The sequence below is a fragment of the Mesorhizobium sp. WSM4821 genome (assembly GCF_055901555.1).
The window spans coordinates 5,584,037-5,610,574 of sequence record NZ_CM148371.1 but is presented as its reverse complement, the minus strand read 5'-3'; the positions used below and the strand labels follow the sequence as shown (position 1 = coordinate 5,610,574).

Sequence of the window (26,538 nt, the reverse complement as noted above, 5' to 3'; positions counted from 1 at the left end):
GATGCGCTGCAACGTTTTTGACTCAGCGCAATGACCGCACCCAGCCCGCCTCGCTACTGTTGCAGTTGCGATTGGATCTTGAGGCAAAAACGGGAGCAGCCACCATGGCTTTCAAAAAGACGATACTTGCGATTACCGGACCGGGCCAGGGTGACGGCGATCTCAAACTCGCCGCCGACCTGTGCAACGAAATCGGCGCCCATCTTGCTGTTCTCGTCGTTGCCATTGCTGCGCCACCACCAGTCGGAGAGTATGCCGCGGTCGTTTCACAAGCCTGGCTCGAGGAGCGTCAGGCCGACGAGAACCTGTTGAAGAAGCGAACCGCTGCCGTGTCGGCTTTTCTCGCAGGCAGGGCACTTTCGGCCGATGTCTCCAGCGAATATCCGGAAGCCGGCTGGGCAGACGAAACGATCGGCCGCCGCGCCCGCTACGCCGACATTACGGTTGTTGGACCGGAGTTGCTTGCCGGCGAAACGCTGAAGAGCAAAACGATCGAAGGCGCATTGTTTTCTTCCGGTAAGCCCTTGCTGCTCATCCCCGAGGGATCGCGCCCGACGCTGAAGCCGAAACGCGTGCTGATCGCCTGGGACGCCCGTCTGGAGTCCTCGCGTGCCGTCCGCGAATCCCTCGACATGCTGACAGGCGCCGACGAGGTGCACCTCGTCATGGTCGATCCGGTGGAGGACCAATACCACCACGGGGCGGAACCCGGAGCCGATGCCGCTGCCTATCTTGCGCGGCATGGCGTGAAAGTCATTGTCGACCGGCTGCCGAGCTCGAACCATTCGGTCGCCGACGTGCTTCGTCGGCACGCCGTTGACAGCGCCGCCGAGCTGATGGTCATGGGCGCCTACGGTCATTCCCGGTTGCGCGAGCGCATCTTCGGCGGCGTCACCAACTCGATGCTTGAAGATCCGCCGATGCCGATCCTTATGGCGCGGTGACGATCCAGAGCGGCGGACCTCCAAGTCGAGGCGTACCGCCGCTCCATCTTCTTGTTTGAGCATCGGATTTTCCCAAAGCCGGTACCCACTCTGGGTCCGATGCTTCAGGACTGAAAGCGGCTGGGCCGGCGCGATCTGCTGCCGGCCCTGGCTTTGGAGGCCACGTGCTGTTCCGCGCGAGGCATCAACTGGCGGAAACAGCCTACTCGCTTGCTTCCCGACCCGACACCTGTTCGATGACGATCCGGTAGAAAACGTGCGGCGTGCAGTCCGAAACCACAGGTGTGGCCGGCTTGAGGGCGCCAGGCTCCCACCAGTCCGCGTGCCTGCTCAACACCGACCATGCATGATCGCGTTGAACCTTGTGACCGATCCGATCCGGCAGTTCTTCGTATCGGCCATCGACAACCACGGTTCTCCAGCCGCGCCCCTGGCCGCGTTCGTCGACCTGGAACGACACCAGCGGATTGGTCCGCATCCAGTCGATCTTCTTGCCCGGCAAGGAAAACGCATAGAGATGATTGTCTGAATGGGCGTAGTACAACGGAACGATATAGGGCTGCCCGTCCTTCGCGCATGCCAGGTGGCCGACACGATTGGCGGCCAGCAATTTCGTACATTCCAAGGTGGAAAGTGTGCGGATCAGCATCGGTGCGAACTCCTATTATTCACGACTGCCCGGTTTGGTAGTTTCTCTGGCCGTCGTTGTTTCTCCGGCCGCGCCCGGGGCGCGCTTCTGGTTTCGGTGCTGGCTGGTCTTTCGCGACTGGACGGCCTCGTCCAGCGCGGCGATGACCTCGTCGTCGGAAAGCTGAGGGAAATACAGATAATGATAGCCAAGGGCGCGGAACTGTCCAGGCTGACTAAGGCAGACAACGCGGTCGGCTTCCCGCGCCAAATCAGCCACCGTGTCCTGCGGCGAAACGGGAACCGCTACCAGGATTTCCAGTGGTGACCGGCGCTTGAGCGCGCGGATCGCGGCCTTCATCGTCGTGCCGGTGGCAGCCCCGTCATCCACGATGATCGCCGTCTTCCCGGCGACCGACAAGCGTCTGCATTTGCCCCGATAGGCCGCGCGCCGGCGTTCGACTTCCGGGCGCTCGCCATTGATCAACGAGGCAAGATCCGAATTGTCCAGCGAGTAGGTCTCGACAATCTCCCGGTTGAGCACGATGTCGGGTGGATCGCCGTCCACGATCGCGGCGACCGCCAGTTCCGGATTGCCCGGTGCACCGACCTTGCGGACGATGAGCAGGTCGAGAGGCGCGCCGAGGGCCTTGGCCACTTCCACCGCGACAGGAACGCCGCCTCGCGGCAGTGCCAGTACGACGGGCTGGCGCAGTTGAAGCTTGCCCAGTTCGATGCCGAGCTTCTCTCCAGCTTCCTGCCTGTCGCGGAACATCGGTCAGGCCGCCGGCCAGAATTGACGAAGCGACGTCTTCATGGAGTTTCTTACCTGCGCGGTCTCGCCATAAGACAGATATATGGCGGCAGAGGCGCTTGAACACCGCTTTGAAATCGACTTCGCCATGACCATTGCTCCTGAATTTGCCCCCTCAGCGCCAATCGGTGCGCTGAGGAAACGATCGAGTTGCTTTTTCACGCAGCTTTGACCGTGATCTTCTTCTCAGCCTTCTGGGCTGCGGCGGTCTTCGGCAGTTTCACCGTCAGCACACCCTTGGCGAAACTCGCCTCGATCTTGTCGGTGTCGACGCCTTCGGGCAGCTGGAACGAACGCTGGAAGGAGCCGTAACGGCGCTCGGACAGATAGTAATCCTTGTCCTTCTCCTCCTTCTCTTCGGTCTTTTCGCCCTTGATCGTCAGCGTCTTGTTGGAGAGTTTGATCTCAACATTCTTTTCATCGATGCCAGGCAGTTCGGCCGTGATCTCATACTCCTTGGTCTTTTCGACAAGATCCATCGCCGGCGCGACCGGCCAACCGGCGTTACGGAGCGTCGGCAATTCACGGCCAAACAGGGAGCGTGTCGACGGCAGGCGAAAATCGAACGGATGGAAGTCGTCGAACAGACGGTCGACTTCGCGACGCAGGCTTTCGAACGGAGCGGTCCAGTTGCCGGCTGGCGCCGGCGCAGTGCTTTTCTCTGTTTTGATGGGCAGTTTGGTGGCAGCTTCGGCCATGGTTCTATCCTCGAAAAGTCGGTTGATCGGACAGGCGGCGCCGCCTCCGCCCTTCCACCTTAGGTCTCCCAAGAGGCGCTAGAACTGGAGGTCAGCTGACCCGCTCGCCAGCATCATCGCCGAACTGGATCCCTTGCTTCGCGAATCCGCGGTTTTGCCACGATCCATCGCGCCCGCGTCACCAGTTTTTGGCTCAGCCTGACAAGAATTGCATCAAAGCGCTTGTAAGAGGGGCCGGCTTTGATCGACGTCAACAAATCTGCGACACGAGCGTGTGTTTTACTCAATTGGAGATAAGCGGAAGAAACGACCCGGCCTGGAGGACCAAGCGTGCCGGCGCTTGTTGACGTCGATCAACAAAAGCGTCGCAGCCTGGCGTTAATGTTGTCTAATAGACAACTACGTCCGTAGCCGCGGGTAACATTGGAGCGCAATCATGCAAACACAACTTGAGCGGTCGCAATTCGCCGTACTGACCGCCGGCACGGTGGGCTGACCAATGGGAATCAAAGCCGCCGATAGCCGGCCGGACAGGTGGTCTCGATGAAGTTCGGAGTCCCAACCTATGTTTCGGCGTATCCTGCGCGTGCGGCAATCCTTGCTGCAGTGTTTGGTCTGCCTACCGCGCTGGCGAGCGCCGATCCTGTTTCGCGCGGAGAAGCGCTTATCGAAGCCAATTGCGCTCGATGCCATGCGGTTGGAAAAACAGATAAAAGCAGCCATCCCGACGCACCGGCGTTTCGCATCCTTTCTCAGCGTTATCCGCTCACCGATCTCGAGGAAGCATTCGCCGAAGGCATTTCGACCGGCCATCCCGACATGCCCGAATGGGTTGCTAGCCCCGATCAGATCGCGGCAATCATCGCCTATATTGAGAGCCTGCAGCGGCCCTGACCGCTACCCAAGCAAGCGCACGGGGAAGGCGGGCTAGGGCAACATACGGTCGGCGGCCCGGAAGAATGTGCGTGCGTGCGCCACGATCTGTGCTTCCGTGGGATGATCCGCCGTTTCGACGCCGACAATGCGATCCTCCATATGCGGATGACGGCTGCGGATATGTTTGACCAGTTCGTCCTTTGCCGATCCTGGTCCTACGATCAGCCACTCCTTTGCCGGCTGCAGAGCGCTGACGATATCATGGTAGAAGGACTGGTTTTCCGGCGCGCGCTTTCCATCGATGGTTCCAGCCTTGTTGTGGGTCTGGTGATGTGTCAGCGTGGTTGCAAGCCTCAAGCTTTCGACGGCGCTGCGATCGAAGAAGAACACCTTGGCTTGGCGATGGTCCAGCCATGCGACGGCATGTCGGGTCTGCATGTTGATACGTCCTTGGATTGCTGTTGAGATAAAGGCATAGTCCTGAACTGTTGGACGTCGAGCGCACTCAGCGCGGCTGCAGCGTGTCGTCCAATGTTGCCAGAAGCGAGCCAGGCTCGATAATGGCATTCACGGTGGCGACGATCGTCGCGCGCCCGGTTGCCGGCGCGACGATCTCGTGCAGCGCATCCTCAATTCGAACTTCCGCTATTGGCTCGCCAGCCTTGATCGCAGCACCGCTGGCGATGAACCACCGCTCCACGATGCCCTCCGGCAGCATGCTTGATGCCCATAGTGCTTCATCGATCTTGATATCCTGCATGGCGGTTCTCCTTTGAACCGGGACCATATCCCACCCGCCAAGGCGGTCATTTGATCACGATCAAGGGTATCGGTTCGGCATCCCAGCGGCGACGCGCATGGGTGCAGGTCGATCTCGGCTAAGCAATTTCAGAAATGATTCAAATCAAGGCGGGACATGCCGCCTCACGCATTATGGCAAAATGTGGAAACCAATTCTAAGCGCTCCGTTCGATCGGGATCTCGAACTCGCCGTCCTCAATGAAGACGGCGAACACGCGCTTGTATTTCCCTGCATAAGGGGACGGGAAGGCTGGAAGAGCGCCGCGACCGGCGCGCGGATCGACATCCACCCGACCCACTGGCGCGACTGGCAGTCGGAAGGGGTGCCGGCAACCGGCGATAAGCCCGTCGGTGACTTTCCCTAGTTTAGTGCTTGGATTCGGCGACCAATGCCATGCGCACGAGATGCGACAGGCTGCTCGCGCCCATTTTGCTCATCACATTGGCGCGATGGATCTCGACCGTGCGCGGGCTGATGCCCAAGTCGTAGGCAATCGTCTTGTTGGCCAACCCTGACACAAGACCATCCAGCACCTGGCGCTCCCGCTCCGACAGCGTCGACAGACGGCCGTTGATTTCCGCGGATTGAGGGTGAACTGCATGCACCGGGTTGCGGTTGTCCAACGCGGAGCGGATCGCACCGATCAGCAACTCGTCGTCAAACGGCTTTTCGATGAAATCGGCAGCACCTTCCTTCATCGCCTGAACGGCGAGCGCGACATCGGCGTGACCCGTCATGACAATGACCGGAAGCGTATGTCCACGGGCTCTGAGCTGCCGCAGGAACTCGATGCCGTCGATGCCGGGCATACGCACATCGGTCACGATGCACCCATCGAGATCGCCTGTCGCGGTAGCCAGAAAAGCTGTCGCCGATTCGTACAGGCGCACAGCGAAGTCAGCGGTCGCCAGAAGAAAACCAAGAGACTTGCGAACGTCGACGTCGTCGTCGACCACGTGCACAAGATTATCGGCCATCGGCGACCTCTTCTTTCTCAACGATGCGCAAGGTGAACCGGAAAGCGGTTCCTCCTGTCGGCATTGCTTCGGCCCAGATATGGCCGCCATGCGATTCGATGATAGTACGGCAAATGGAAAGGCCTACCCCCATACCGTGCTTCTTTGTTGTGACAAATGGTTGAAAGAGCTGGGCCGAGACTTCAGGCGCAAGGCCGGTGCCGGTGTCGATCACACTCACCTCCGCCATGCCGTCATCCCTGGCAACAGTCGTGACGTGCAGCTCGCGGCGAGGCGCTTCTTGCATGGCTTCCACCGCGTTTCGCATCAGGTTGAGCAGAACCTGCTGAATCTGGATGCGGTCGGTCAAGACCAGTTCGGCGGCGGGATCAAGCCTGTAGCTGACGCGCACATCTATTTCCCTTGCCCCGACCAGGGCCAGGGACGCGGCCTCTTCGATCACTGACGGCAGGCGTTCGACCTGACGCTCGCTCTCGCCTCTTGCGACGAAGTCCCGAAGGTGGCGAATGACGTCTCCGGCCCGCAAGGCTTGGTCGGCCGCCTTTTCAACGGCCTCGCGCAGCATCGGTGCATTATCATCCGTGCTTTTTTCGAGAAGCCGTCGGCTGCCTTTGAGGTAATTCGTAATGGCTGTGAGCGGCTGGTTGATCTCATGCGCCAATGTCGAAGCCATTTCGCCGAGCGCGGTAAACCGTGCCATGTGGAGAAGCTCCAACTGCTGCTCCTGTATTCTGGCTTCCGCCCTGTGGCGTTCGGTCAAGTCGCGGCAGAAGCCGGTAAAGAAGCGGCCGGTGCCAGGATGCATCTCGCCGACGGAAAGCTCCATCGGAAAGGTCGAGCCATCCTTGCGCATTCCGGTGACGGTGCGGCCGAGCCCGATGATCCGGCGCTCCCCGGTCGTCAGATAGCGGTGCAGATAGGCGTCATGCTCGTCGCGATAGGGGGGCGGCATCAGCATTTTGACGTTCCGGCCAATGATTTCGTCCGACTGGTAACCGAACAGCGTTTCGGCAGCCGTGCTGAAGGATTGAATGCAACCTTGTTCGTCGATGACGACCATTGCATCGGGCACCGTCGCCAGGATCGAGCGCAGATGATCTTCGCGCAATTGAAGGGCAGCATTTGCAAAGGAAAGCTCGCTGACGTCAGTGCCTTCGACGAAAATTGCCGTGATGCTGCCGTCGTCGGCCTTGATGGGCTGATAGACGAAATCGAGAATGCGCTCTTCGGTCGGTCCCTCGTCCGTGTTGCGGAGGGCGATCTTGATACCCTGACCCTTGTAGGGCTCGCCGGTTTCGTACACCTGGTCGAGCAGCTCATAAAAGCCTTGGCCTTCAAGCTCGGGCAGGGCCTCGCGCACCGATTTTCCAACTACTTGCCGGTGGCCGATCAGCCGCTGATAGGCAGCATTGGTCAACTCGAAGACGTGACCCGGCTCACGCAACAGCGTCATGAAACCCGGAGCCCGCTCGAACATCAGGGCCAGCCGGTCGCGCTCGGCCGCGGCCCGCTCTTCGTCGCGAACGCCGGTCGACATGTCAGGTGTTCGTTTGTTGTCCAAATGAAATCCTTTGATCGGGGAACCCGCGTCTAATTATCACTGATCTCTCTTCCCGCAATGCAAAACCGATCAAGGCAGGGCGTCGCAATCGAGTCGGCAGGTAGTGTTTTTGACACGCATCAAGGCGCCGAGCGCCAGACGATGCATTTCATCATTGCATTCAACCGCTCCATCGAAAGGGGTTCGCAATGTCCTTCAAATCGATCATCGTGAACCTCGCCGTGGATGCGCCTCCTGCAGCCATGGTGAAGGTCGGGATTGAGCTTGCGGATCGGTTTGGAGCCCATCTTATCGGCCTGGCGGCAGCGGATGTCCCGCCGCTGATCGCGACAGGCGACGGCATGGTCTATGAAGGCGAGATCATGCAGATCCAGCGAACCGAAATCGAAAAGCGGCTTGCCGAACTGCGTGCAGAATTCGAGAGGCTGGTTCCGGCCTCGATCACGAGCGAATGGAGGCAAGCCATTTGCGGCCCGACCCGCTTTCTCGGCGCCTCCGCCCGGGCAGCAGACCTCATCGTTACCGGCAGCGGGGAAGGGGAAAACATCTATCGCGCGGTGGATATCGGCAGTCTTGCACTCGACGCCGGCCGCCCGGTGCTGGTCGCGGCGGGCAATATCGAACACATCCTTGCGAAAACCGTGCTTGTCGCCTGGAAAGACACCAGGGAGGCGCGACGGGCGATTGCGGATGCGCTGCCTTTTCTGGTCACGGCCAACGAGGTCGTCGTCGCCACGATAGCTACCGAGCGCGAAGCGGGCATTCGTGACAGCCTCGCCGATGTTGCGGTCTTTCTTGAACATCACGGCATCAAGGCGCGAACCGAACTGATTGCCGGCGAGGCCGATGGCGACCGGCTGTCGACATTCGCGCGCTCGATTCATGCGGACCTGATCGTCTCCGGCGCCTATGGTCATAGTCGCCTGCGGGAATGGGCGTTCGGCGGCGTCACCCGTACGCTGATCGCAGAGAGCGGCATCAATCGCTTGATGTCGTATTGACGGTGTGTAGCCTGTCGCCAGACAGAGCGACAAACGAAACATGTCCGTTCAGCCTGGCTGCGGTGACATGCTGTATGACTGAGGCGTGACGCCATGGCCAAAAGAAGTGCGGGCATCCTGCCTTACCGCACGTCATCGGGCGGGTTGCAGGTGTTGCTTGTCCACCCGGGTGGTCCGTTCTGGCAAAAACGCGATCTCGGTGCCTGGTCCATCGCCAAGGGTGAGTATGGTGATGACGAACCGCCGGAAGCTGCGGCGCGGCGCGAATTTGCCGAGGAAACCGGCTGGGAGCTCAAGGGAGCGTTGCTTCCCCTGGGAGAGCTGGTTCAGCGCGCAGGCAAGCTCATTACGGCCTTCGGCGTCGAAGGCGATTTTGCCACCGGCACTTTGCGAAGCAACATGTTCGAAATGGAATGGCCGCCGCGCAGCGGCCGCATGCAGTTGTTTCCGGAGATCGATCGCGCGGCGTGGTTCGGCCTCGAGGCGGCTCGGGAAAAGATGCTTGTCGGCCAGCGGCCTTTTCTCGACCGGCTTGCGGCGTCTGTCGAGAAGCCTCAACGCCGACAGCTGCCGTCAGCTCGGTCGTGTTTGATCGCAATGCCTAGGAAACCAAAATGACGGATACCGGCCCGGCACAGAAGAGATTGTCTCTCACGGCTTTGACGCCGGCGACGTTTTCGGCCGCGACAATAGCTGCCTGGCGCTCGCGTTCGTCGAAGATGGCGCCGCTCAGCTCCACGACGCCTTTGTCCACAGTGACGCTGATCATCTCGGTACTGGCCCATTTGTGAGCCGCCAGTTCGGCAATGATGTTCTGGCGAATCTGTTCGTCGCCCATGGCCGTCGGGGCCGTGCTTGGCTGGGCGCGAAGCAAGGCACGGAGAAGATCGGAGCGGGCAATAATGCCGACAACTTTACCGCCGTCGACGACCGGGACGCGTTTGACATGATGGCGCGCCATCAACTCGACAATCTCTCTGAGCGACGCGCTGGGAGACGCGGTGACGACTACGCCTGACATCACCTCGTCGACTCGCCGCCCATTGGCGTGGACATACTCATCGGCAGCTCTTCCCGGGCTGACGAAAAACTCCAGCCAGCGCGAGCGCTTGCGTTGCGTGCCCAGTTCTCCCCGGCGCAGCAAATCGCCCTCGCTGACAATCCCCACCAGCGCGCCGTCATCGTAAATGACGGGAAGGCCGCTGATCTTCTTCGAAAGCATCAGCCCTGCCGCATCGGCGACCGAAGCCGACGGTTTGATCCCGATAACCGTTGTTGTCATTATGGCTTCGGCTTGCACGCCAACCTCCACAGATGCCTTTCCTCGTTTATCGAGGCCTTGTGCGCGGCGTGCCTTGATCTGAGTCATTTTCCGGCCTGTCAACATCATGCAAGCAGCATCGCCGCCGGCAAGATTGAGTTGTCATAGATCAAGCCGCTCGCATGAACGGCGAGATAGGAGGAGTTTTCTCGAGCGAGGTAGCTGCCATGACCGTTGCCGCTAAGCCATCCGGCTATACCAGAACCCAAATCCTTCTGCATTGGGCGATCGCCGCGCTGATCGTCGCGCAGCTTGTGCTCGGTGAGGACATCAAGCCGGCCCACCGCGCTTTCTCACGCGGCACCGAGCCGGCGGCGGCGGACATGTTCAATGCAAATATTCATGTGTATCTCGGCCTGGCCGTCCTGGTGCTGGCGATCTGGCGCCTTGCCATCCGTCTGCAAGGCGGCGCCCCGGCCGCGCCTCCCGGAGAAAGCGTCATGTTGAAGCGCATCGCGGCTGCAAGCCATCTCGTGCTTTATCTTGTCATTTTAGGCATGCCGGTTACCGGGGCGCTAGCATGGTATTTCGGCCTCGGCACCATGGGTGAGGTCCATGAACTTGCCAAGCCGGTCATCGTCATTGTCGTCAGCCTCCATGCGGCCGCCGCCCTGTGGCAGCACTTCTATGTGAAATCGGATGTGCTCGTCAGGATGTTGCGACCGGCGCGGCGCTTGTCATGATCGTCGAGGCGAGCGCATTTCGGGCATCATCAGCCGCCTGCATGGCGAAAACCGCCTCGTGCGGCGCATCGGCCGGCAGTGTGCGCCGCATTCGGCCTCGGCACTGTGATCTGGGTCAGTCGTTCAGCCTGTCATCCGGGTCGATGAGGATCCGCTCGGCGGCTCCGTCGAGATCCTCGTATTGACCACTCCTCAAGGCCCACAGGAAGCCAAACAGCCCAAGCGCGCCGAGAAACAGAGCCACCGGTATGAGATAGACAAGCGTCGTCATCAGGATTGTGCCAATGAGCTGACGTTGGAATATCTGTCCTGCGGTGCAATTCTTTCCGGTGCGCTTGGCGCAAAGCCCTGCAGGCGCAGCGCATTTCCGATGACCAGCAGCGACGAGGCGGACATCGCGATCGCGGCGATCAACGGCGTGACATGCCCCAGAATAGCGATCGGCACGGCAACGGCGTTGTAGACGATCGCGATGGCGATGTTCTGGCGGATCAGCCGTCCGGCCTTGCGCGAGACGTCCACGGCAAGGGGTATTGCCAGAAGGCTTTCGCGCAGGAACACGAAATCCGCGGCGTTGCGGCCAATGTCGGCGGCGGTGGCTGGAGCGATCGAGACATGTGCTGCGCCCAGCGCGGGCGTATCGTTGAGCCCGTCGCCAACCATCAGCACCTTGTGGCCGGCTCGCGCCAGCGCTTCGATGCGTTCGACCTTGCCGAAGGGAAGCAGTGCTGGAACAAAGCGGTCGATACCCAATATTCCCGCGACCTCGCCACAGGCGGCCGCGGTGTCGCCCGACAGCATTTCCAACGACATTTGAGCGTCGTTCAACTCCGCCAGGGCGGCCCCGGCATCTGCACGCAGCGCATCCTCGAAAACGAAGGATGCGACAATGATCCCGTCTTTCGCCAGGACTGTTCCGCCATGTCCACTTTCGCCATCGGTTCGCGCCGTCCATCCGGCCCAGCCGCGCCGGCCAAGCCGCCAGATGCTGCCCGCGGCGGTGGCCTCGACCCCGAAACCCGGGTGCTCGCTGACGGATTCGAGTTTCGGCTGACCGGCAAAGCCGGCAGAGCCGGCTAGGGCCCTTGAAAACGGGTGGCGGGAATGCGCGGCCATCGCAGCCGCGATTGCCAGCATGGCGGGATCGATGGACGCCGCGTTGACGAGCCGGGCCTGTCCGAGCGTAAGCGTACCTGTCTTGTCGAACACCGCCGTATCGATCGCCGCCAGGCGCTCCATGGCGGAGCCGTCCTTGACCATGACGCCGCTTTCGAACAGACGCCGCGCCGCGACCACCTGCACGATCGGCACGGCGAGGCCGAGCGCACATGGGCATGTGATGATGAGAACGGCGATGGCGATCGTCATGGCCCGGTGCCAGTCGCCGGTGGCCGCCATCCAGCCAAGGAACGTCGCGAAGGCGGTCAGATGGACGACCGGAGCATAGAGCGCCGAAACGCGGTCGGCGATCCGGCGATAATGCGCGCGACCGCCCTCGGCGGCTTCCATGAGCCGAACCATTTCGGCCAGGAAGGAATCCTTCGCGGCGGCCGTGGCTTCGATGGTCAGCGGGCCGGTGATATTGAGCGTGCCGCCCTGCACCGATTCCCCCGATGCAACGGTTCTAGGCGTGCTTTCGCCGGAAACCAGTGAACAGTCGAGATCCGACGTGCCTTGAACGATCCTGCCGTCGACGGGGATCCTTTCGCCGGCCGCGATCAGCAGATGCATGCCTGGTTCGATCTCGTTAACCGGCAGATAATCGCGCGAACCGTCGCCGCGCAGCACCATGGCGCCGCGCGCCGCCAGCCGTGACAGGCCGTTGACCGCGGTCCGGGCACGCTCCCGCATCACATGATCCAGTGTGCGGCCGATCAACAGGAAGAACAGCAGCGATACCGACGCGTCGAAATAAGCGTGATCGCCATGGTTGATGGTCTCATAGAGGCTCATCGCGTAGGCGAGCGAGACTCCAACCGCAATCGGCACGTCCATGTTCATACGGCCGTGGCTCAACGCATTCCAGGCCGAGCGGAAATAGATGCCGCCGGCGAAGGCGAGCGCCGGGATGGCGATCAGCGCCGAGACCCAATGGAACAGGTCTCGGGTCGCACCTTCAGCGCCGGACCAGACCGAGACCGAAAGCAGCATGATGTTGCCTGCCGCAAAGCCGGCGACCGCCACGGCCCGGATCAGCTCCGAAAGCGTTCTGTCCTTCTCGCCGATCTCGGCGTCGAACAGATGCGCCGGGTAGCCCAGCCGTCCAAGCGCGGCGACGAATGGCGGCACCTCATCCCCACGCCAGCGGACGGATACCCGTTTCGTCGAAAGGTTGACACGAGCGCCCTCGACGCGGTCGAGCTTTCCGAGAGCCGTTTCGATCGTCTGGATGCAAGCCGCGCAGTGAACCGTCGGTACCGACAGATCGGTCTGGCGAAGGTCGCCGCCAAGCGAGCGGCTTGCCAGCCTGATCTCCTGGCTCGACGGCAGAACGGATGTAACCCCATTCAGATCCAGCGCCATTTCAGCGCCCGGCGCACAGCAGCTCATTGCAGCGCTCCCCCAGAAATCATGATTCGGCGAACGTCGCGATAGGGCTCTGTCAGACCGGCATCGGCATCGACTTCGACGATCCAGACGCCATCCCTTGGCAAGTGCTGCGCGGCAAATTCCTGGTCCGAGGCGAGGGCGAGAGTGATGGCCTTGTCCCCTGCCTCGTAGGCGGGATGTCGAAACAGTATCTTCACGCCATGCAAGGGGACCGGCTTGCCGGTGGCATCGCTCAATCTGTAGCGGACCTCACCCCCAGCGATCGCCAGTTTGCCGGCCCAGCCGAGTGCCGCCTGCGCACGCCCTTCCTCGGCCTTTCGGTTGAATTGCTGGCTTGCCACATAGGTGTTCTCGACGACAAGCCCGGTCCAACTCGTGCTGGCGAATGTCGCCATCGTCAGATTGACCGCGATGATCACGCCGAAAAAGGCGAGAATGGTGACCAACATGTGCCTGCCGGTGAATTCGCGGGATTTTTGCGTTTTGCTGCTCATCTGGCGGCCTCCGGTGCGTTGAAAGTGGCCGTGTATTCGTCCGTTTCGAAGCTCGCCTTGTCCTCGACGCGGAACTTGAACGTTTGCGTTGCGCTTCCCACCTGATCCGCCGGCTGGCGCACGAAAACCTTCAGCGTTTTCAGCCGGTCGGGTTCGGCCGCGACGGCGAAGGACCGGTCAGCTGGAAGGTCGACACCAACGACGTTCATTTCGGCTCCATGCAATCCCTGCATCGTGACGACGATCGTTCTCGGCTCGGGGATCATGTTGAGCAGCTTGACGGTGTAGCCGTTGCGGATCGAACCGTCCGACAGCGTGACGAATTGCGGGTTGCGGTCGTGCAGGACGTTGACCTCGAGCCGGTCGCGGGTCAGCAGCGAATAGAGCAGCGCAAGACCGATCGCCGACCATGCGCCCATGTAGATGAAGGTGCGCAGCCGAAATATCTTGCGGAGATGGAAATGGGCTAGTTTGTCGGAGAAAGCGCCGCCGTCGGTGCGGACGAGCGACGGGTTCACCGAACAGGAGCCGCCTGCGGTCGCCACCGCCATGTTGGCGTTGTAATCGGACAGCGTTGCGTAGGAGATCAGCCCGCGCTCCTTGCCGAGTTTGTCCAGGACGCTGTCGCAGGCATCGATGCAGAGCGCGCAAGTGATGCATTCGAGTTGCTGACCGTCGCGAATATCGATCCCCATCGGGCAGACAGCGACACAGGCGTTGCAATCGACGCAGTCTCCGACCGGTTGCCCCGCAGCCTGGACCTTCTTGGCATGACGCGACCGAGGTTCGCCGCGCCAGTCGTTGTAGGTCACGGTGAGCGAATTTTCGTCGAGCATGGCCGCCTGGATGCGCGGCCATGGGCACATGTAGGTGCAGACCTGCTCGCGCATCAGCCCGCCGAATGTGTAGGTGGTCGCCGTCAGCACGGCGATGGTGATGTAGGCGACGGGCGCGGCGGTGCCGGTGAAGACCTCGCCAGCCAGCGTCGGCGCATCGGCGAAATAGAAGATCCAGGCGCCGCCGGTGGCAGCCGCTATGACCAGCCAGATGGCGTGCTTCGCTACGCGCAGCGCAAGCTTGCGCGCGGTCCACGGTCCGGCGTCGAGCTTCATGCGGGCGTTACGATCCCCCTCGATCGCGCGCTCCACAACCAGAAACAGATCGACCCATACGGTTTGCGGGCAGGTATAGCCGCACCAGGCTCTGCCAATTGTGGACGTGATCAGGAAAAGGCCGATGCCGGCCATGACCAGAAGGCCGGCCACATAGTAGAATTCCTGCGGCCAGATCTCGATGAAGAAGAAATAGAAGCGGCGGTTGGCAAGATCGATCAGTACCGCCTGATCGGGAGCAAACGGACCTCGATCCCAGCGCAGCCAGGGCGTCAGATAATAGATGCCCAGCGTGATCGCCATCACCAGCCATTTGAAGCTGCGAAAACTGCCCGAAGCCCGCTTGGGAAATATCTTCTTGCGCGGTGCATACAGCGGCTGGCGGATCTTTGCGGAGTTGACCGCCTCGGCTTCGAGCCGTTCTACCTGTGTGTTATCCAGCACGAGCATCTCCAGTCGCGCAGCTTATGATTTCGGGGCGCGCGCTCAGTCGAATATTGGCAGGCGCGCGAATTGCTGCGTTGGACAAGCCTTGCCGCAGGGCAGGCTGTCGCGCGTTGATGCAGGTCAATTGCGGGACGCCCGAACGCAGTCGAGGCCCGGGCAAGCCCGGGCCTCGTCGCCATGGTGGTTAAGGTCGAGAATAGAATCCCCTTTTCTATTCTCCACCACCCAGCGAATGAATGTAGACCGCGAGTTCCTTGACCTTGGTTTCGCCGAGACGCTCAACCCAGGCCGGCATCACGCCGTGTTTGGGTGCGCGGATCTGCGCGGCGATGGCTGTTTCGCCGGATCCGTAGAGCCAGATCGCATCGGTCAGATCGGGCGCGCCGAGCTCCTTGTTGCCCTTTGCATTGTCAGCATGGCAGGCCACGCAGTTTTCCGCGAAAACCTGGGCGCCTGGCTCAACCAGGCTTGCATTTTGAACCTGGCCGGACAGGCTGGCGACATAGGCGCTGACCTGTGTGATCTGGTCGCCGGTGATGATCTCGCCAAAAGCCGGCATTTCCGACAGGCGTGTATCCGAGGCGGATGCGAAGCGGATGCCGTGCGTGATTGTTTGCTGGATCTGCTCGGCCGTGCCGCCCCACAGCCAGTCGTCGTCATTGAGGTTGGGAAAGCCTTGGGACCCCTGGGCCCCGGAGGCGTGGCACTGCACGCAATTGACCTTGTATGCGGCGCTGCCGGCGGCAACAGCAAATTCACGCAGCGCGTCGTCGCCGGCAATCTCCGAGACGGTTTTCGACTGTACCGCCGCGGCATATTTTGCCTTGGCGACCTCGGCGGCGGCAAGCTCGGTCTTGACGTCGTTGCGGCTCGAATAGCCGAGCACGCCCTTGGTCGCCGAGGTCAGCATCGGCCATGCCGGATAGGCGATGGTGTAGCCGATCGCCCACACAATGGTGATGTAGAACGTCCAGACCCACCAGCGCGGAAGTGGGTTGTTGAGTTCCCTGATGCCGTCCCACTCATGTCCGGTTGTGGCGACGCCCGACACTTCGTCGATATGCTCGTTGCTCATGATCAGTCGTCCTTAAGGGGGATGCGGGCGGCCTCATCGGCCTGCTTTCGGCCGCCGGGACGGAGCGTGAAGGCGACGACGCCGACGAAGAAGAGGGTCATGGCGAGCAGAGCCCAACTGTCGGCGAACTCCCTCATGAAATTGTAGTCCATCATCTTTCTCCTCAGCGGTAGCCGGCGGCTTCGTCGTAGGTCTTGAAATCGACCAGCGTGCCGAGCATCTGCAGGTAAGCGACCAGGGCGTCCATCTCGGTGACCTGTTGCGGGTTGCCGTCGAAATCGCCGAGCTTGGCCTTCGGGTAGCGGCCCTCCAGGTCGGATGTGTCGGCATTGGGATTGGCCTGCGCCATCAGATCATCTCCGGCGCGAGCGATCATCTCATCGGAGTAGGGGACGCCGACGCGCCGGTTTGCGATAAGGTGCGTCGAGAAGTCCTTCACGTCGATCGCCGTATCCTTCAGGAAGGCATAGCTCGGCATGATCGATTCCGGCACCACCGAGCGCGGCTCGGCAAGGTGCTGAACGTGCCACTCATTCGAGTAGCGATCACCAACCCTGGCGAGGTCCGGCCCCGTGCGCTTCGATCCCCACTGGAACGGGTGATCGTACATCGACTCGGCGGCCAGGCTGTAGTGACCATAGCGCTCGACCTCGTCGCGGAACGGCCTGATCATCTGGCTGTGGCAGAGATAGCAGCCCTCACGCACATAGATGTTGCGTCCGGCGAGCTCGAGCGGCGAATAGGGCCGCATGCCTTCGACCTTCTCGATCGTGTTGTCGAGATAGAAGAGCGGTGCGATTTCGACGATACCGCCGACCGTCACCACCAGGAGGGAACCAACGAGAAGAAGCGTCGCGTTCTTCTCGATGATCGCGTGTTTGTCCATCAAGCCCATTCTCTGGCTCCTTATTGTGCAGGCTGAAGGGCGGGGACGGAGCCCGGCATCGGTTCTTCCTCGCGCTGGTAGCCGAGGATGGTCATGGCGATGTTCCAGGCCATGATCACGGCGCCGGCGAGATACATCGCCCCACCCGCCGCGCGCATGACGTAGTAGGGATGCATGGCGGCCACGGTCTCGGCGAACGAGTAGACCAGGAAGCCCTGCTCGTCGTACTCGCGCCACATCAGGCCCTGCATGATGCCGGAAACCCACATCACCGCGGCGTAGACGACGATCCCCAGCGTCGCCAGCCAGAAGTGCCAGGTGACGAGCCGCAGCGAGTAGAGACGTTCACGGTTCCAGAGCTTCGGCACCATGTAATAGATCGCGCCGAACGAGATCATGCCTACCCAGCCAAGCGCGCCGGAATGGACATGTCCGATGGTCCAGTCCGTGTAGTGTGACAGCGAATTGACCGCCTTGATCGACATCATCGGACCTTCGAAGGTCGACATGCCGTAGAAGGCGATTGCCATCACCATCATGCGGACGATCGGATCGGTGCGCAGCTTGTCCCAGGCGCCCGACAGCGTCATCAGGCCGTTGATCATGCCTCCCCAGGATGGCATCCAAAGCATGATCGAAAATACCATGCCGAGCGTCTGCGCCCAGTCGGGCAGGGCGGTGTAGTGGAGGTGGTGCGGGCCTGCCCAGATGTAGAGGAAGATCAGCGCCCAGAAATGGATGATCGAGAGGCGGTAGGAATAGACCGGCCGGTTCACCTGCTTGGGCACGAAGTAATACATCATGCCGAGGAAGCCGGCTGTGAGGAAGAAGCCGACCGCATTGTGACCGTACCACCATTGCGTCAAGGCGTCCTGTACGCCGGAGAAAGCGGAGTAGCTCTTCGAGCCCAGGAGAGAGACGGGCATCGACAGGTTGTTGACGACATGCAGCATCGCGATGGTGACGATGAAGGACAGATAGAACCAGTTGGCGACGTAGATATGCGGTTCCTTCCGCTTCAGGATGGTGCCGAGGAACAGCGCGAGATAGGCGACCCAGACGATGGTCAGCCACAGGTCCACGTACCATTCAGGCTCGGCGTATTCGCGGCTCTCGGTGATGCCGAGCAGGTAGCCGGTCGCGGCCATGACGATGAAAAGCTGATAACCCCAGAACACGAACCAGGCGAGATTGCCGCCGAACAGCCGGGCGCGGCTGGTGCGCTGCACGACGTACATGGACGTGCAGATGAGCGCATTGCCGCCGAAGGCAAAAACGACGCCGGACGTATGCAGTGGCCGCAGGCGGCCGAGGTTGAACCAGGGCTCGATGTTGAGATCCGGGTAGGCGAGCTGCAGCGCGATGACCACGCCGACGAGCATGCCGACAATACCCCAGAACATGGTGGCGATGGCGCCGTAGCGGACTGGCCCATCCATGTAGGCGGAAGGATCGGCCGGTGCCGCCGGCGCAAAGCTGGTGTTGCGCAGAAGGACGATGACAAAGCCAAGCAGCACGAAGAAAAGCACCCACATGTGCTGGCGAAACGGCTCATCCACACCAAAGCCTGCCGCCACGAGCGCCAGGAAGGTGAAGACGCACATTACGACGATTTCCGTGCCAAATTTCATGACATGTCCCCGACTCGGATTCCAATGCGCGGACGCCAATCCGCAGCGACACCAATTCCGCGACTACATCGCCGCCGCCTTGATCCAAATCAAAGATGCCCAGTTTTGGATTGGGCAGCGTCGATCTGACGAACGAAGGGAGGCGACCATTGAATAAAGACAAAGAGCGGGGATCGACGCTGTTCGAGAAACGCTGTGAGAATTCGATGCCAGCTGGCCTGTCCGGCAGAGCGGCAGTCCCGAGTGCGGTGATGAGGCGCGCGTATGAGGAAAAACTAAAGCTCTGCGATGCCCTGGAGAAGATCGCGGACACCTTGCCGAACGTCGATCGCCTGAAATGCCTCGGCACAGCCAATGCAATCGTCCCATTGCTGCGCAATATTCATCAATATGAGGAGACGATCATCTTCCCCGCCTATGAGGCGGCTACCGGCGGCAGCAATGCCAACCTTGCCTCAATCAGGCGATTGCGCGCCGAACACGTCGAAGATGAATGCTTTGCCGGCGAGGTGACCGAGATCCTGCTGGCGATCGGCCATGGCGAGACGGTCGGGAATGCCGAAGCCGTCGGCTTCATGCTGCGCGGTTTTTTCGAAAGCATGCGTCGGCACATCGCGTTCGAACGCGAGCACGTCTTGCCGGCGATCGGAATCATCGACCAGGGCTAGGACCGGATTCGTGTCCGACGCTCTAGGTGCCGGAACGTCGTTCCAGCCGGCTCAGGTTGTCGACCGTCATATGCCGGTTGTTCTCGATCCGGATCACGCCGTCCGTTCTTAGCCTGGTCAACTGGCGGCTCACCGTCTCGATCGTCAGGCCGAGGAAATCGGCAATGTCGGCGCGCGTCAGCGGCAGATCGAAGGTCGCCGACTTGGCGGTGGGATCAACCGTCGGGTCGATATTCCTGGCGATCATCAGGAGAAAGCTCGCCACCTTTTCCGAAGCGGTCTTGCGTCCCAGCGTCACCATCCACTCGCGTGCTTCGTCAAGTTCGTTCAGCGTTTGCTTGAGCAGACGATGCTCGAGCTGTGGTGATTCCTTCATCATCCGGTCTATGGTCGCCTTCGGAAATGTGCACAGGGAAACGGCGGTCGCGGCCTCCGCATTGATCGCGCTTTCCACCTTGAACGGCCGTCCAAGAAAATCCGGCGCGAACTGTAGCCCGACGATCTGCTGGCGGCCGTCCGAAAGGCTCTTCGTCAGCTTCACCACGCCTGAAAGCACATTCGAATAGCTGTCGACGGCCTCGGCGTCGCCTATCAGCTCCATTCCCGGCTCGATCTTGTGCCTCGACGAAGTCTTGGAGAGTGCGACCAGTTGGTCGGGATCGAGCGCGCCGCAGACGCCGCGATGCCGTGCCTCGCAAGACTGGCAAAGCACGGGAATGCCGGCGCTGTGAACGTCCTGCCGCACTGTCATCATGATCGTCCCGACGGAGCCAAAGTGCCGGCAAGATAGCATCGGCTGCCGAAAAATCCTTGCGGCAGTTTGTCCTCAGCCCAGCGCTTTGACCGAAATCAAGGTTTCGGGTCACCAATGCGACCAAAGTTCCAACCATGCAAACACAGTGGATGGCGATATGCGACCGCAATTAGCTGCAAGGCTTGGCGAGAATGTCCCGCGCTACACCAGCTACCCGACCGCGCCGCATTTCCATGCCGGCGTCGACGCCGACGTTTACCGAGGCTGGTTGGAGGCGCTCGAAAGCGGTGACGAGATTTCGCTGTACCTGCATATCCCTTACTGCGACAGGCTCTGCTGGTTCTGTGCATGCCATACCAAGCAGACGCGTCAGTATGGCCCGGTAACCGCATATCTCCGCTCGCTGCATGCGGAAATCGCCACGGTTGCCAGCCTCGTGAGCGGCAAGGGCCGCGTCCGCGCGGTCCATTTCGGCGGCGGCTCGCCGACCATGCTGAAGCCCGGGGATATGATGGCGCTGGGAACTGTCCTGCGGGACAGCTTCGATGTTCTTGCGGACGCCGAGGTCAGCGTCGAAATCGACCCCAACGACATGGATGAGGCACGCCTCGACGCACTCGCCCAAATCGGCATGACGCGGGCCAGCCTCGGCGTGCAGGATTTCGATCCGAAGGTGCAGAAGGCGATCAACCGCGAGCAGAGCTTTTTGCAGACCAAGGCAGTGGTCGACGGCGCTCGCTCACGCGGCGTCGGGTCCGTGAACCTCGATCTGCTTTACGGCCTGCCGCATCAGACCAGGGAGAGCGTCTGTTCCACCGTGGCGCAGGCGCTGACCCTGGAGCCGGACCGGATGGCGCTTTTCGGCTACGCGCATGTGCCCTGGTTCAAGAAGCATCAGACGATGATCGACGAGGCATGGTTGCCGGGTCCGGCCGAACGGTTCGCGCAATCGCAAATCGCCGCCTGTCTGATGTTGAACGCGGGATACGAAACCGTTGGCTTCGATCATTTCGCCAAGCCGGGCGACGCGCTGGCAGTTGCATCCCGCGGTGGCGCCTTGCATCGCAACTTCCAAGGCTACACCGAGGATCGCTGCGAAACACTGATCGGCCTTGGTCCTTCCTCCATCGGTCGTTTTCGCCAGGGCTACGTGCAGAACATGCCTTCGACCGCCGAATACGGACGCATGGTCGCAAGTGGCGGGCTGGCCGCTGTCCGCGGCATCGCGTTCTCCGATGACGATCGCGTTCGCGGCTGGGTCATCGAGCGGCTGATGTGCGATTTCGCCTTTTCCGGCCGCGAGGCGATCGCCCGTTTCGGCAATGCGGCAGTGTCGGTGATTGGTGACGCGGTCGCCATTGCCCGAGCCGATCAGGATGGGCTGTTTGAGCGTTCCGGCGACGTTTTCCTGGTGACCGATAGCGGCCGTCCGTTTGTCAGGTCGATCGCGGCCAAGTTCGATCATTATCTCGCGGTCGGCCAAGCCAGGCATTCGGCGGCTGTTTGAGTGCTTCTCGACTTCAGAAATGCTCCCCGGCCTTGAACGGGCCGATCCGGGTTCCGGCCGCGACCAGATAGGCGGTCGACCAGCCTATCAGCAGGAAGCCGTTCACGCCCTCGAGGGCCGCAAGCACACGCCATCCGTGCGCGGGCACGATGTCGCCATAACCGACGGTCGAAAAGGTAATGGTCGAGAAGTACAGGGCGGTTTCGAAGTCGGCAAAGATATCGAGCGCCAGGTAAAGCCCGGCCCAGAGCCATACCTCCGTCGTCATCACGGCGAAGAGGCCCATTACCACGCTGATCATCGCGACTGTGCGGCTGCGCCGTCCATGCATGCGAAACCGCGCAACAAGATGCCCCATCACATGCGTGACGGCGATCAGGCCAAAGGTGTGGATCAGGACCGTCAGACTTATGACCACGGTGCCGATGAGCAGATTGAGAACCATGCACAAAAATAGCAATCGCAACAGCGCCTTCCTTGCGCAAAATCAAACCCGGCCGGTGAACGCCGGCGGCCATGCGGCCTTGGCAGGCAGCAATCCGACGGCTGGGATAAACATATATTGACAATATATCTTTTACGTGGGATGCCGGCTGACCCCGAACAGGACATTCCTCGAAAGCAAATCGCAGGACTGCAGGCACATCAGGAGCACGCACATGACCGTGAATGGTCGCAGCAGGAGAACGATCGTTGTCGACGGGGTTCCATTGCCGGACGTGCTTGACGAGACCATGATCCGCAGTGTGGTTCACGGCTTCTACGACGAGATTCGCCGCGACGAACTTCTCGGCCCAATCTTCCTCGACAGGATCGAGCCCAGCGACTGGCCGCGCCATCTCGCGAAGATGTGCGACTTCTGGTCCGCGACACTGCTCCGGACGTCCCGATATGACGGCCGGCCGTTGCCGCCACACCTGACGATTTCCGGCCTTGGCGAGGCGCATTTCCGGCGTTGGCTGAGGCTGTTTCGCGCAACGGTGCGCCGCATCTGCCCACCCGAGGTTGCGGCGCTGTTCATGGATCGCGCGCTGCGCGTCGCGCACAGTTTCCGCCTGGCGGTCGCCTTCAACCGTGGCGAGACCACGATGGGCATAGAACCAATCGTCGAGAAAGACCTGTGATGCCGGAATGGCGTGGCCCCTGCAAAGGCGCCGTGATTCATCGGAGGAACCATTTGTGCGGCTGACCAATTTCTCGGACTACGCCTTGAGGATGCTGATGTATGCCGCCTCTGCCGGCGACCGCCTGATCACGATCGAGGAGGTCGCACGCACTTTCAACGTGTCCAAGACGCACCTCAACAAGGTCGCCAATACCCTGACGCGCAGCGGCTACCTGAAAGCTGTCCGCGGCCGTTCGGGTGGGCTTGCGCTGGGGCGTCGGCCCGAAATGATCCGCATAGGCGATATCGTGCGGCTAACCGAGCCGGATTTCGCGCTTGTGGAGTGCTTCGCCACTGGAAACCAATGCGTGGTCACCGGCTCCTGCAAGCTTTCAGGCATGTTTGGCGAAGCGATGGTCGCCTTCCAGAACGTCCTCGACGGTTACACGCTAGCCGACATCATCCTGATGCCCCACGACTTTCTCGGCAGGCCGCCAGCGTCCCGCAGTTCCGGCGTGCCGCTAAACGGCGGGTAAGGGACCCGACCTGCAACCTCAGCGCCACGTAATCCACCCGCTACCAATCCGCTTTCCTCGAATGGAGACGAGCCATGACTGAGCCGAAGAAGGACGATGCGCCGATTACCAACCATTTCGAGTCGGGCATCGACCTGGACAATACGCTGCTCCCGATGCTGATCGGCGGGCTCGTTCTGATTGTCGTCGGGGCGGTAGCGGTTATGACGTTTGTCTAATGCATGTCGCCCAAAAGTGCGCAGCGGTTTTGGGACAACATGCATAAGCGCCTCGCATGAATTCGATCTAACCCGACGCGCTTTTAGCCCGCAATCGGCCGCAATGCTTCGGGTTCGCAACGAAGGCGGCGTCGGGGAGCTATGATGACGCTTGCAATCGAGGTGACCCGATCCTGATCCCGACATGGTCGTCGACGAGATCATGAGGAAAATGGCCGGCAACGGTGGCTGTGGTGCTGAGATACAGGATGCATTGCGTCGGTTGCCCGATCTTCCTGTTGGATCTGGAATCGGCTGTTCAAGCTGGTAGGTGACGGTCAGCCCTTGGGCCGGCTCTCCGAAAGGACCAAAAGCCGTCCTCGTCCTGACCTTCCTGCCCCGAGTTTGCGCCAGCGCAAATTCTCCTGGGGCAGATCAGGCTAGATGGCATGTAACGGCCAACTGCCGCCAAGACGCAACAAAGGACAAATCGATGAAACTCTCTATCCTGGCTGCCGCCATCTCCATCCTCGCGCTCGCCGGCGGCGCAAGCGCGGAGGAGCACGTGGTGCAGATGCTCAACAAGGGCGAAAAAGGCGCGATGGTCTTCCAGCCGGCCCTCGTCCAGGCTGCGCCCGGCGACACCGTCAAGTTCGTACCGACCGACAAGAGCCACGACGCCCAGTCGATCAAGGGCATGATTCCGGATGGCGCAGAACCGTTCAAGGGAAAAACGAACGAGGAAATCACCGTCACGCTGACCCAGGAGGGTGTCTACGGCGTCAAATGCGCGCCCCACTACGGCATGGGCATGGTCGCGCTGATCGCTGTCGGCAAGCCGGTCAACCTCGATGCAGCCACGGCGGTCAAGCATGCCGGGAAAGCAAAGAAGGTGTTCGCGGATCTGCTCGGCCAGGTTCCGGCTAACTGATCAGTCACCGATATAGCCATGCCTGCCAGATGTAAGGGCAGGTTAGGTCGGACGGACCGAGCGGCGGCGGTTCATCCGGCCCTCCTTTTTTCTGGAGACACAAATCATGGGAATTCCACGTCTTCGGGCCTACTCCGGGCCTGCATTTCTTTCCTACGGGTTCAGGCCGTTCTTTTTCCTCGGGGCGCTCCAGGCCGGGCTCTCGGTCATGCTTTGGCTGCCGATGTATGCGGGTGAACTCGATGCTCACAGTGCATTTGTTCCGGTCGATTGGCACGTGCACGAGATGCTGTTCGGCTATCTGCCGGCGATCGTTACAGGGTTCCTGCTGACCGCGATCCCGAACTGGACCGGCCGGCTGCCCGTGCAAGGTCCGCCATTGCTGGTACTGGTTGTTCTCTGGATTGCCGGACGCGCCGCCGTCTTCTTCTCGGCGGATATCGGCTGGGCAGCAGCCGCTGTGATCGACGTGGCTTTTCTGCTTGCGGTCACGGCTGCGGCGGCCCGCGAAATCGTCGCTGGAAGGAACTGGCGCAATCTCAAAGTGTTGCTGCCGCTGGCCATTCTGGCCTGTGCCAACGGCGCGTTCCACGTGGAGACGCATCTGCAGGGCATATCGGACATCAGCCGCAGGCTCGGCATTGCCGCGGCGATCATCCTCATCTCGCTCATCGGCGGGCGCATCATTCCGAGCTTCACGCGCAACTGGCTCGTCCGCGAAAATCCGGGCAGGCTTCCGGCGCCCTTCGATCGCTTTGACATTGCGTCGATCGCCGTCTCCATCGCCGCGCTGGGAGCATGGACGGTCATCCCGGACAGCAATATCTCCGGAGTGCTCATGGCGGTCGCCGCAATCTGCCAGGCATGGCGTTTGTCGCGATGGGCGGGAGAGCGCACCACGCGGGATCCGCTCGTGCTTGTGCTCCATGCCGCATACGCCTTTGTGCCGGTCGGTCTTGCCTTGGTCTCGGCATCGATATTCTTTCCCGACGCGGTGCCTGCCGCGGCGGGCTTACACGCCCTTGGCGCCGGCGCGATCGGCTCGATGACGCTCGCCGTGATGGCCCGCGCAACGCTCGGGCACACTGGGCGAGCACTCAAGGCTGGAAGAGGAGCGTCGTTTGTCTTCGCGGCCATCCTTCTTGCGGGATCATTGAGAACCTTGGGCGCCTTCGTTCCCCATGACGGGGTGATCCATCTGGCCGGCGCCGCATGGGTGGCGGCATTTGCCGGCTTCATCCTGGTCTATGGAACCGCGCTGATGACGCCAAGGGCGCGGTGAAACAGGCCGCAGCGATAGAGCATTCTGCAGTCAGGTGGAATCAAGTGGTGTCGAAGAAATTATGCTAAAACAATTAGATAGAGCGGGATGCTCAGTTAATTTGAACGCATCACGCTCTAAAACATGCGCGGCCGCCGCTTTCCTCTTTGTCAGATGATCCCTAGGCGGCTGAGGATCCGTTTGGCCCACCCCGGTTGGTCCCGCACCAACCTGAACCCCAGATTGTCGGGAGGCGTCCCAACGGCACAGCCCCCGCTTTTGCCGTCGCTGACGAAGTTCGACATGTAGGTCCGGTGAAATCCCTCGACGACATGGACACCGCAATTGTCAATCGAACTCTCAACACCAACTCCATCTGCCGCCAACGTCGCGCGGACATAGCATGTCGATGTCCACTCCCAGACGTTGCCGGAAAGATCGGCGAGGCCACGGGAGTTCACGCCGAAGGAGCCTCGGCTCCTGGGCAAGGGGTCCGGGCTGCGATCGAGAGCGACCTCGGCCCTGTAGCTGGTAAGCCAGCGCCTGGCGGGGTTGTCGGCGTCGTCTTCTACCCCCTCGAATTCGCCCGTGAAGCGCTCCGCCGCGGCAAACGCCCACTCCTCGTCGGATGGCAGCCGCCAGTGATCGTCGGTCGCCTCCGAATACCACCGCGCGTAGGCGTCGGCATCGAGATAGCTCACTCCGGTTACCGGAGCATCGTCCGGGATCGCGCGTGTCTCCTGTGACGGTTGGCATCCGCCGGCCGCCACGCAGTCCGCGTAGTCGGCCGCGCTGACCTGATAGGTCATGATCTCGAGACGCTCGTCGAACTGCTGCCTGAGGCGGGGATTGCGTTGCGGGCGCCCGTCCTTCAGGAACTCGCCCGGCATCGGATAGACGATCGAACCGGGAAGCAGGGAAACGGTCATAGCCGCGGGATGGGCCGCGGGATAGGACTGTCGATGCCCACCCCAGTCGCCGACAGCTTGTATCGAAAACCCCACGGGAACCGCTGCGGCCGCCATGGCGGCCGATGCAACCTTCAAGATGTGGAGCGGCATGGCTTTTGTCCATGCCCGG

33 protein-coding genes are annotated in these 26,538 nt (G+C 61.2%); 14 read left to right on the top strand and 19 right to left on the bottom strand.

Annotated features, from left to right (window positions below; all coding sequences use genetic code 11):
• Positions 1 to 104: 104 nt before the first annotated feature.
• Entirely contained in the window at positions 105 to 944 is an 840-nt protein-coding gene (locus AC0NID_RS27425) for a universal stress protein (RefSeq protein ID WP_473459174.1), read from the top strand.
• Positions 945 to 1,146: 202 nt separating this feature from the next.
• Here the strand turns inward: AC0NID_RS27425 and AC0NID_RS27420 are convergent, their stop codons facing one another.
• The 3 genes from AC0NID_RS27420 to AC0NID_RS27410 all read right to left on the bottom strand — a co-directional run bounded on the left by AC0NID_RS27420 (position 1,147) and on the right by AC0NID_RS27410 (position 3,083).
• Positions 1,147 to 1,593: a pyridoxamine 5'-phosphate oxidase family protein gene (locus AC0NID_RS27420; RefSeq protein ID WP_473459176.1), complete on the bottom strand. Its 447-nt coding sequence runs from the start codon at positions 1,591 to 1,593 to the stop codon at positions 1,147 to 1,149.
• A 15-nt stretch (positions 1,594 to 1,608) separates the two neighbouring features.
• Positions 1,609 to 2,346 carry a phosphoribosyltransferase gene (locus AC0NID_RS27415; protein WP_473459178.1) on the bottom strand — a complete coding sequence of 246 codons (738 nt, stop codon included), beginning with the start codon at positions 2,344 to 2,346 and terminating at the stop codon, positions 1,609 to 1,611.
• Positions 2,347 to 2,543: 197 nt separating this feature from the next.
• Positions 2,544 to 3,083 carry an Hsp20/alpha crystallin family protein gene (locus AC0NID_RS27410; RefSeq protein WP_473459180.1) on the bottom strand — a complete coding sequence of 180 codons (540 nt, stop codon included), beginning with the start codon at positions 3,081 to 3,083 and terminating at the stop codon, positions 2,544 to 2,546.
• Between the two features lie 543 nt (positions 3,084 to 3,626).
• Between AC0NID_RS27410 and AC0NID_RS27405 the strand changes: the two genes are divergently transcribed.
• Positions 3,627 to 3,977 carry a c-type cytochrome gene (locus AC0NID_RS27405; RefSeq protein WP_473459182.1) on the top strand — a complete coding sequence of 117 codons (351 nt, stop codon included), beginning with the start codon at positions 3,627 to 3,629 and terminating at the stop codon, positions 3,975 to 3,977.
• 33 nt (positions 3,978 to 4,010) lie between these two features.
• On the opposite strand, the gene AC0NID_RS27400 is transcribed toward AC0NID_RS27405, so the two are convergent.
• Together AC0NID_RS27400 and AC0NID_RS27395 are read right to left on the bottom strand one after the other, a co-directional pair.
• Positions 4,011 to 4,397, bottom strand: coding sequence for a translational machinery protein (locus AC0NID_RS27400; protein WP_473459184.1), 387 nt, complete (start codon positions 4,395 to 4,397; stop codon positions 4,011 to 4,013).
• Between the two features lie 67 nt (positions 4,398 to 4,464).
• The gene (locus tag AC0NID_RS27395; protein ID WP_473459186.1) at positions 4,465 to 4,719 is read right to left on the bottom strand and encodes a lipoyl domain-containing protein; all 255 of its coding nucleotides are present in this window, start codon (positions 4,717 to 4,719) and stop codon (positions 4,465 to 4,467) included.
• A gap of 181 nt (positions 4,720 to 4,900) precedes the next feature.
• Here AC0NID_RS27395 and AC0NID_RS27390 point away from each other — a divergent pair, with 181 nt between their 5' ends.
• The gene (locus tag AC0NID_RS27390; protein ID WP_473459188.1) at positions 4,901 to 5,125 is read left to right on the top strand and encodes a hypothetical protein; all 225 of its coding nucleotides are present in this window, start codon (positions 4,901 to 4,903) and stop codon (positions 5,123 to 5,125) included.
• A gap of 1 nt (position 5,126) precedes the next feature.
• Here AC0NID_RS27390 and fixJ read toward each other — a convergent pair whose 3' ends face one another.
• Both fixJ and AC0NID_RS27380 read right to left on the bottom strand, forming a co-directional pair.
• The gene (gene fixJ / locus AC0NID_RS27385; protein ID WP_473459190.1) at positions 5,127 to 5,738 is read right to left on the bottom strand and encodes a response regulator FixJ; all 612 of its coding nucleotides are present in this window, start codon (positions 5,736 to 5,738) and stop codon (positions 5,127 to 5,129) included.
• A complete protein-coding gene (locus AC0NID_RS27380; protein WP_473459204.1) occupies positions 5,728 to 7,182 on the bottom strand; it encodes a PAS domain S-box protein in 1,455 nt (484 codons plus the stop codon). The genes fixJ and AC0NID_RS27380 overlap by 11 nt, the downstream gene beginning before the upstream one ends.
• Here AC0NID_RS27380 and AC0NID_RS27375 point away from each other — a divergent pair.
• The 3 genes from AC0NID_RS27375 (at position 7,066) to AC0NID_RS27365 (ending at position 8,918) form a co-directional block, all read left to right on the top strand.
• Positions 7,066 to 7,332, top strand: a complete 267-nt coding sequence (locus tag AC0NID_RS27375) for a hypothetical protein (protein WP_473459210.1) — start codon at positions 7,066 to 7,068, stop codon at positions 7,330 to 7,332. The two genes, AC0NID_RS27380 and AC0NID_RS27375, sit on opposite strands and share 117 nt — an antisense overlap.
• Before the next feature lie 155 nt (positions 7,333 to 7,487).
• A complete protein-coding gene (locus AC0NID_RS27370) occupies positions 7,488 to 8,300 on the top strand; it encodes a universal stress protein (protein ID WP_473459192.1) in 813 nt (270 codons plus the stop codon).
• Positions 8,301 to 8,393: 93 nt separating this feature from the next.
• On the top strand, positions 8,394 to 8,918 hold the full coding sequence (locus tag AC0NID_RS27365; protein WP_473459194.1) for an NUDIX hydrolase: 525 nt from the start codon (positions 8,394 to 8,396) through the stop codon (positions 8,916 to 8,918).
• Here the strand turns inward: AC0NID_RS27365 and AC0NID_RS27360 are convergent.
• Positions 8,902 to 9,600: a CBS domain-containing protein gene (locus AC0NID_RS27360; RefSeq protein ID WP_473459206.1), complete on the bottom strand. Its 699-nt coding sequence runs from the start codon at positions 9,598 to 9,600 to the stop codon at positions 8,902 to 8,904. The genes AC0NID_RS27365 and AC0NID_RS27360 overlap by 17 nt on opposite strands.
• 188 nt (positions 9,601 to 9,788) lie before the next feature.
• On the opposite strand from AC0NID_RS27360, the gene AC0NID_RS27355 reads away from it, so the two are divergent.
• Positions 9,789 to 10,304: a cytochrome b gene (locus AC0NID_RS27355; RefSeq protein WP_473459196.1), complete on the top strand. Its 516-nt coding sequence runs from the start codon at positions 9,789 to 9,791 to the stop codon at positions 10,302 to 10,304.
• A gap of 115 nt (positions 10,305 to 10,419) precedes the next feature.
• Here AC0NID_RS27355 and ccoS read toward each other — a convergent pair whose 3' ends face one another.
• The 8 genes from ccoS to ccoN all read right to left on the bottom strand — a co-directional run bounded on the left by ccoS (position 10,420) and on the right by ccoN (position 18,499).
• The gene (ccoS, locus tag AC0NID_RS27350) at positions 10,420 to 10,575 is read right to left on the bottom strand and encodes a cbb3-type cytochrome oxidase assembly protein CcoS (RefSeq protein ID WP_473459198.1); all 156 of its coding nucleotides are present in this window, start codon (positions 10,573 to 10,575) and stop codon (positions 10,420 to 10,422) included.
• A complete protein-coding gene (locus AC0NID_RS27345; RefSeq protein WP_473459208.1) occupies positions 10,575 to 12,854 on the bottom strand; it encodes a cation-translocating P-type ATPase in 2,280 nt (759 codons plus the stop codon). Before AC0NID_RS27345 ends, ccoS begins: the two co-directional genes overlap by 1 nt.
• Positions 12,851 to 13,348 carry a FixH family protein gene (locus AC0NID_RS27340; RefSeq protein WP_474033344.1) on the bottom strand — a complete coding sequence of 166 codons (498 nt, stop codon included), beginning with the start codon at positions 13,346 to 13,348 and terminating at the stop codon, positions 12,851 to 12,853. The genes AC0NID_RS27345 and AC0NID_RS27340 overlap by 4 nt, the downstream gene beginning before the upstream one ends.
• Positions 13,345 to 14,910 (bottom strand): cytochrome c oxidase accessory protein CcoG, encoded by a 1,566-nt coding sequence (ccoG, locus tag AC0NID_RS27335; protein WP_474033343.1) that lies wholly within the window; start codon positions 14,908 to 14,910, stop codon positions 13,345 to 13,347. Before ccoG ends, AC0NID_RS27340 begins: the two co-directional genes overlap by 4 nt.
• 208 nt (positions 14,911 to 15,118) lie before the next feature.
• The gene (gene ccoP / locus AC0NID_RS27330; protein WP_473522358.1) at positions 15,119 to 15,982 is read right to left on the bottom strand and encodes a cytochrome-c oxidase, cbb3-type subunit III; all 864 of its coding nucleotides are present in this window, start codon (positions 15,980 to 15,982) and stop codon (positions 15,119 to 15,121) included.
• Between the two features lie 2 nt (positions 15,983 to 15,984).
• A complete protein-coding gene (locus tag AC0NID_RS27325; protein ID WP_473457215.1) occupies positions 15,985 to 16,134 on the bottom strand; it encodes a cbb3-type cytochrome c oxidase subunit 3 in 150 nt (49 codons plus the stop codon).
• Between the two features lie 11 nt (positions 16,135 to 16,145).
• Positions 16,146 to 16,877, bottom strand: a complete 732-nt coding sequence (gene ccoO / locus AC0NID_RS27320) for a cytochrome-c oxidase, cbb3-type subunit II (RefSeq protein ID WP_473457216.1) — start codon at positions 16,875 to 16,877, stop codon at positions 16,146 to 16,148.
• Between the two features lie 11 nt (positions 16,878 to 16,888).
• Complete coding sequence (gene ccoN / locus AC0NID_RS27315; RefSeq protein ID WP_473457218.1) at positions 16,889 to 18,499, bottom strand: cytochrome-c oxidase, cbb3-type subunit I; 1,611 nt, start codon at positions 18,497 to 18,499, stop codon at positions 16,889 to 16,891.
• 206 nt (positions 18,500 to 18,705) lie between these two features.
• Here ccoN and AC0NID_RS27310 point away from each other — a divergent pair, with 206 nt between their 5' ends.
• On the top strand, positions 18,706 to 19,167 hold the full coding sequence (locus AC0NID_RS27310) for a hemerythrin domain-containing protein (protein WP_473457335.1): 462 nt from the start codon (positions 18,706 to 18,708) through the stop codon (positions 19,165 to 19,167).
• Between the two features lie 22 nt (positions 19,168 to 19,189).
• Here AC0NID_RS27310 and AC0NID_RS27305 read toward each other — a convergent pair whose 3' ends face one another.
• Entirely contained in the window at positions 19,190 to 19,918 is a 729-nt protein-coding gene (locus tag AC0NID_RS27305) for a Crp/Fnr family transcriptional regulator (RefSeq protein WP_473457220.1), read from the bottom strand.
• 160 nt (positions 19,919 to 20,078) lie between these two features.
• Between AC0NID_RS27305 and hemN the strand changes: the two genes are divergently transcribed.
• Positions 20,079 to 21,428: an oxygen-independent coproporphyrinogen III oxidase gene (gene hemN, locus AC0NID_RS27300; protein WP_473457221.1), complete on the top strand. Its 1,350-nt coding sequence runs from the start codon at positions 20,079 to 20,081 to the stop codon at positions 21,426 to 21,428.
• 13 nt (positions 21,429 to 21,441) lie between these two features.
• Here the strand turns inward: hemN and AC0NID_RS27295 are convergent, their stop codons facing one another.
• Entirely contained in the window at positions 21,442 to 21,894 is a 453-nt protein-coding gene (locus AC0NID_RS27295; protein ID WP_473457223.1) for a potassium channel family protein, read from the bottom strand.
• Positions 21,895 to 22,087: 193 nt separating this feature from the next.
• Here AC0NID_RS27295 and AC0NID_RS27290 point away from each other — a divergent pair, with 193 nt between their 5' ends.
• The 5 genes from AC0NID_RS27290 to AC0NID_RS27270 all read left to right on the top strand — a co-directional run bounded on the left by AC0NID_RS27290 (position 22,088) and on the right by AC0NID_RS27270 (position 25,479).
• On the top strand, positions 22,088 to 22,552 hold the full coding sequence (locus AC0NID_RS27290; RefSeq protein WP_473457224.1) for a group III truncated hemoglobin: 465 nt from the start codon (positions 22,088 to 22,090) through the stop codon (positions 22,550 to 22,552).
• A 55-nt stretch (positions 22,553 to 22,607) separates the two neighbouring features.
• Positions 22,608 to 23,069, top strand: a complete 462-nt coding sequence (locus AC0NID_RS27285) for an RrF2 family transcriptional regulator (RefSeq protein WP_473457225.1) — start codon at positions 22,608 to 22,610, stop codon at positions 23,067 to 23,069.
• A 74-nt stretch (positions 23,070 to 23,143) separates the two neighbouring features.
• Complete coding sequence (locus AC0NID_RS27280; protein ID WP_167522726.1) at positions 23,144 to 23,287, top strand: hypothetical protein; 144 nt, start codon at positions 23,144 to 23,146, stop codon at positions 23,285 to 23,287.
• Positions 23,288 to 23,759: 472 nt separating this feature from the next.
• A complete protein-coding gene (locus AC0NID_RS27275) occupies positions 23,760 to 24,197 on the top strand; it encodes a pseudoazurin (RefSeq protein ID WP_473457226.1) in 438 nt (145 codons plus the stop codon).
• A gap of 106 nt (positions 24,198 to 24,303) precedes the next feature.
• Positions 24,304 to 25,479, top strand: coding sequence for an NnrS family protein (locus tag AC0NID_RS27270; protein WP_473457228.1), 1,176 nt, complete (start codon positions 24,304 to 24,306; stop codon positions 25,477 to 25,479).
• 149 nt (positions 25,480 to 25,628) lie between these two features.
• Here the strand turns inward: AC0NID_RS27270 and AC0NID_RS27265 are convergent, their stop codons facing one another.
• Positions 25,629 to 26,519 (bottom strand): SUMF1/EgtB/PvdO family nonheme iron enzyme, encoded by an 891-nt coding sequence (locus AC0NID_RS27265; RefSeq protein WP_473457230.1) that lies wholly within the window; start codon positions 26,517 to 26,519, stop codon positions 25,629 to 25,631.
• Positions 26,520 to 26,538 lie beyond the last annotated feature (19 nt).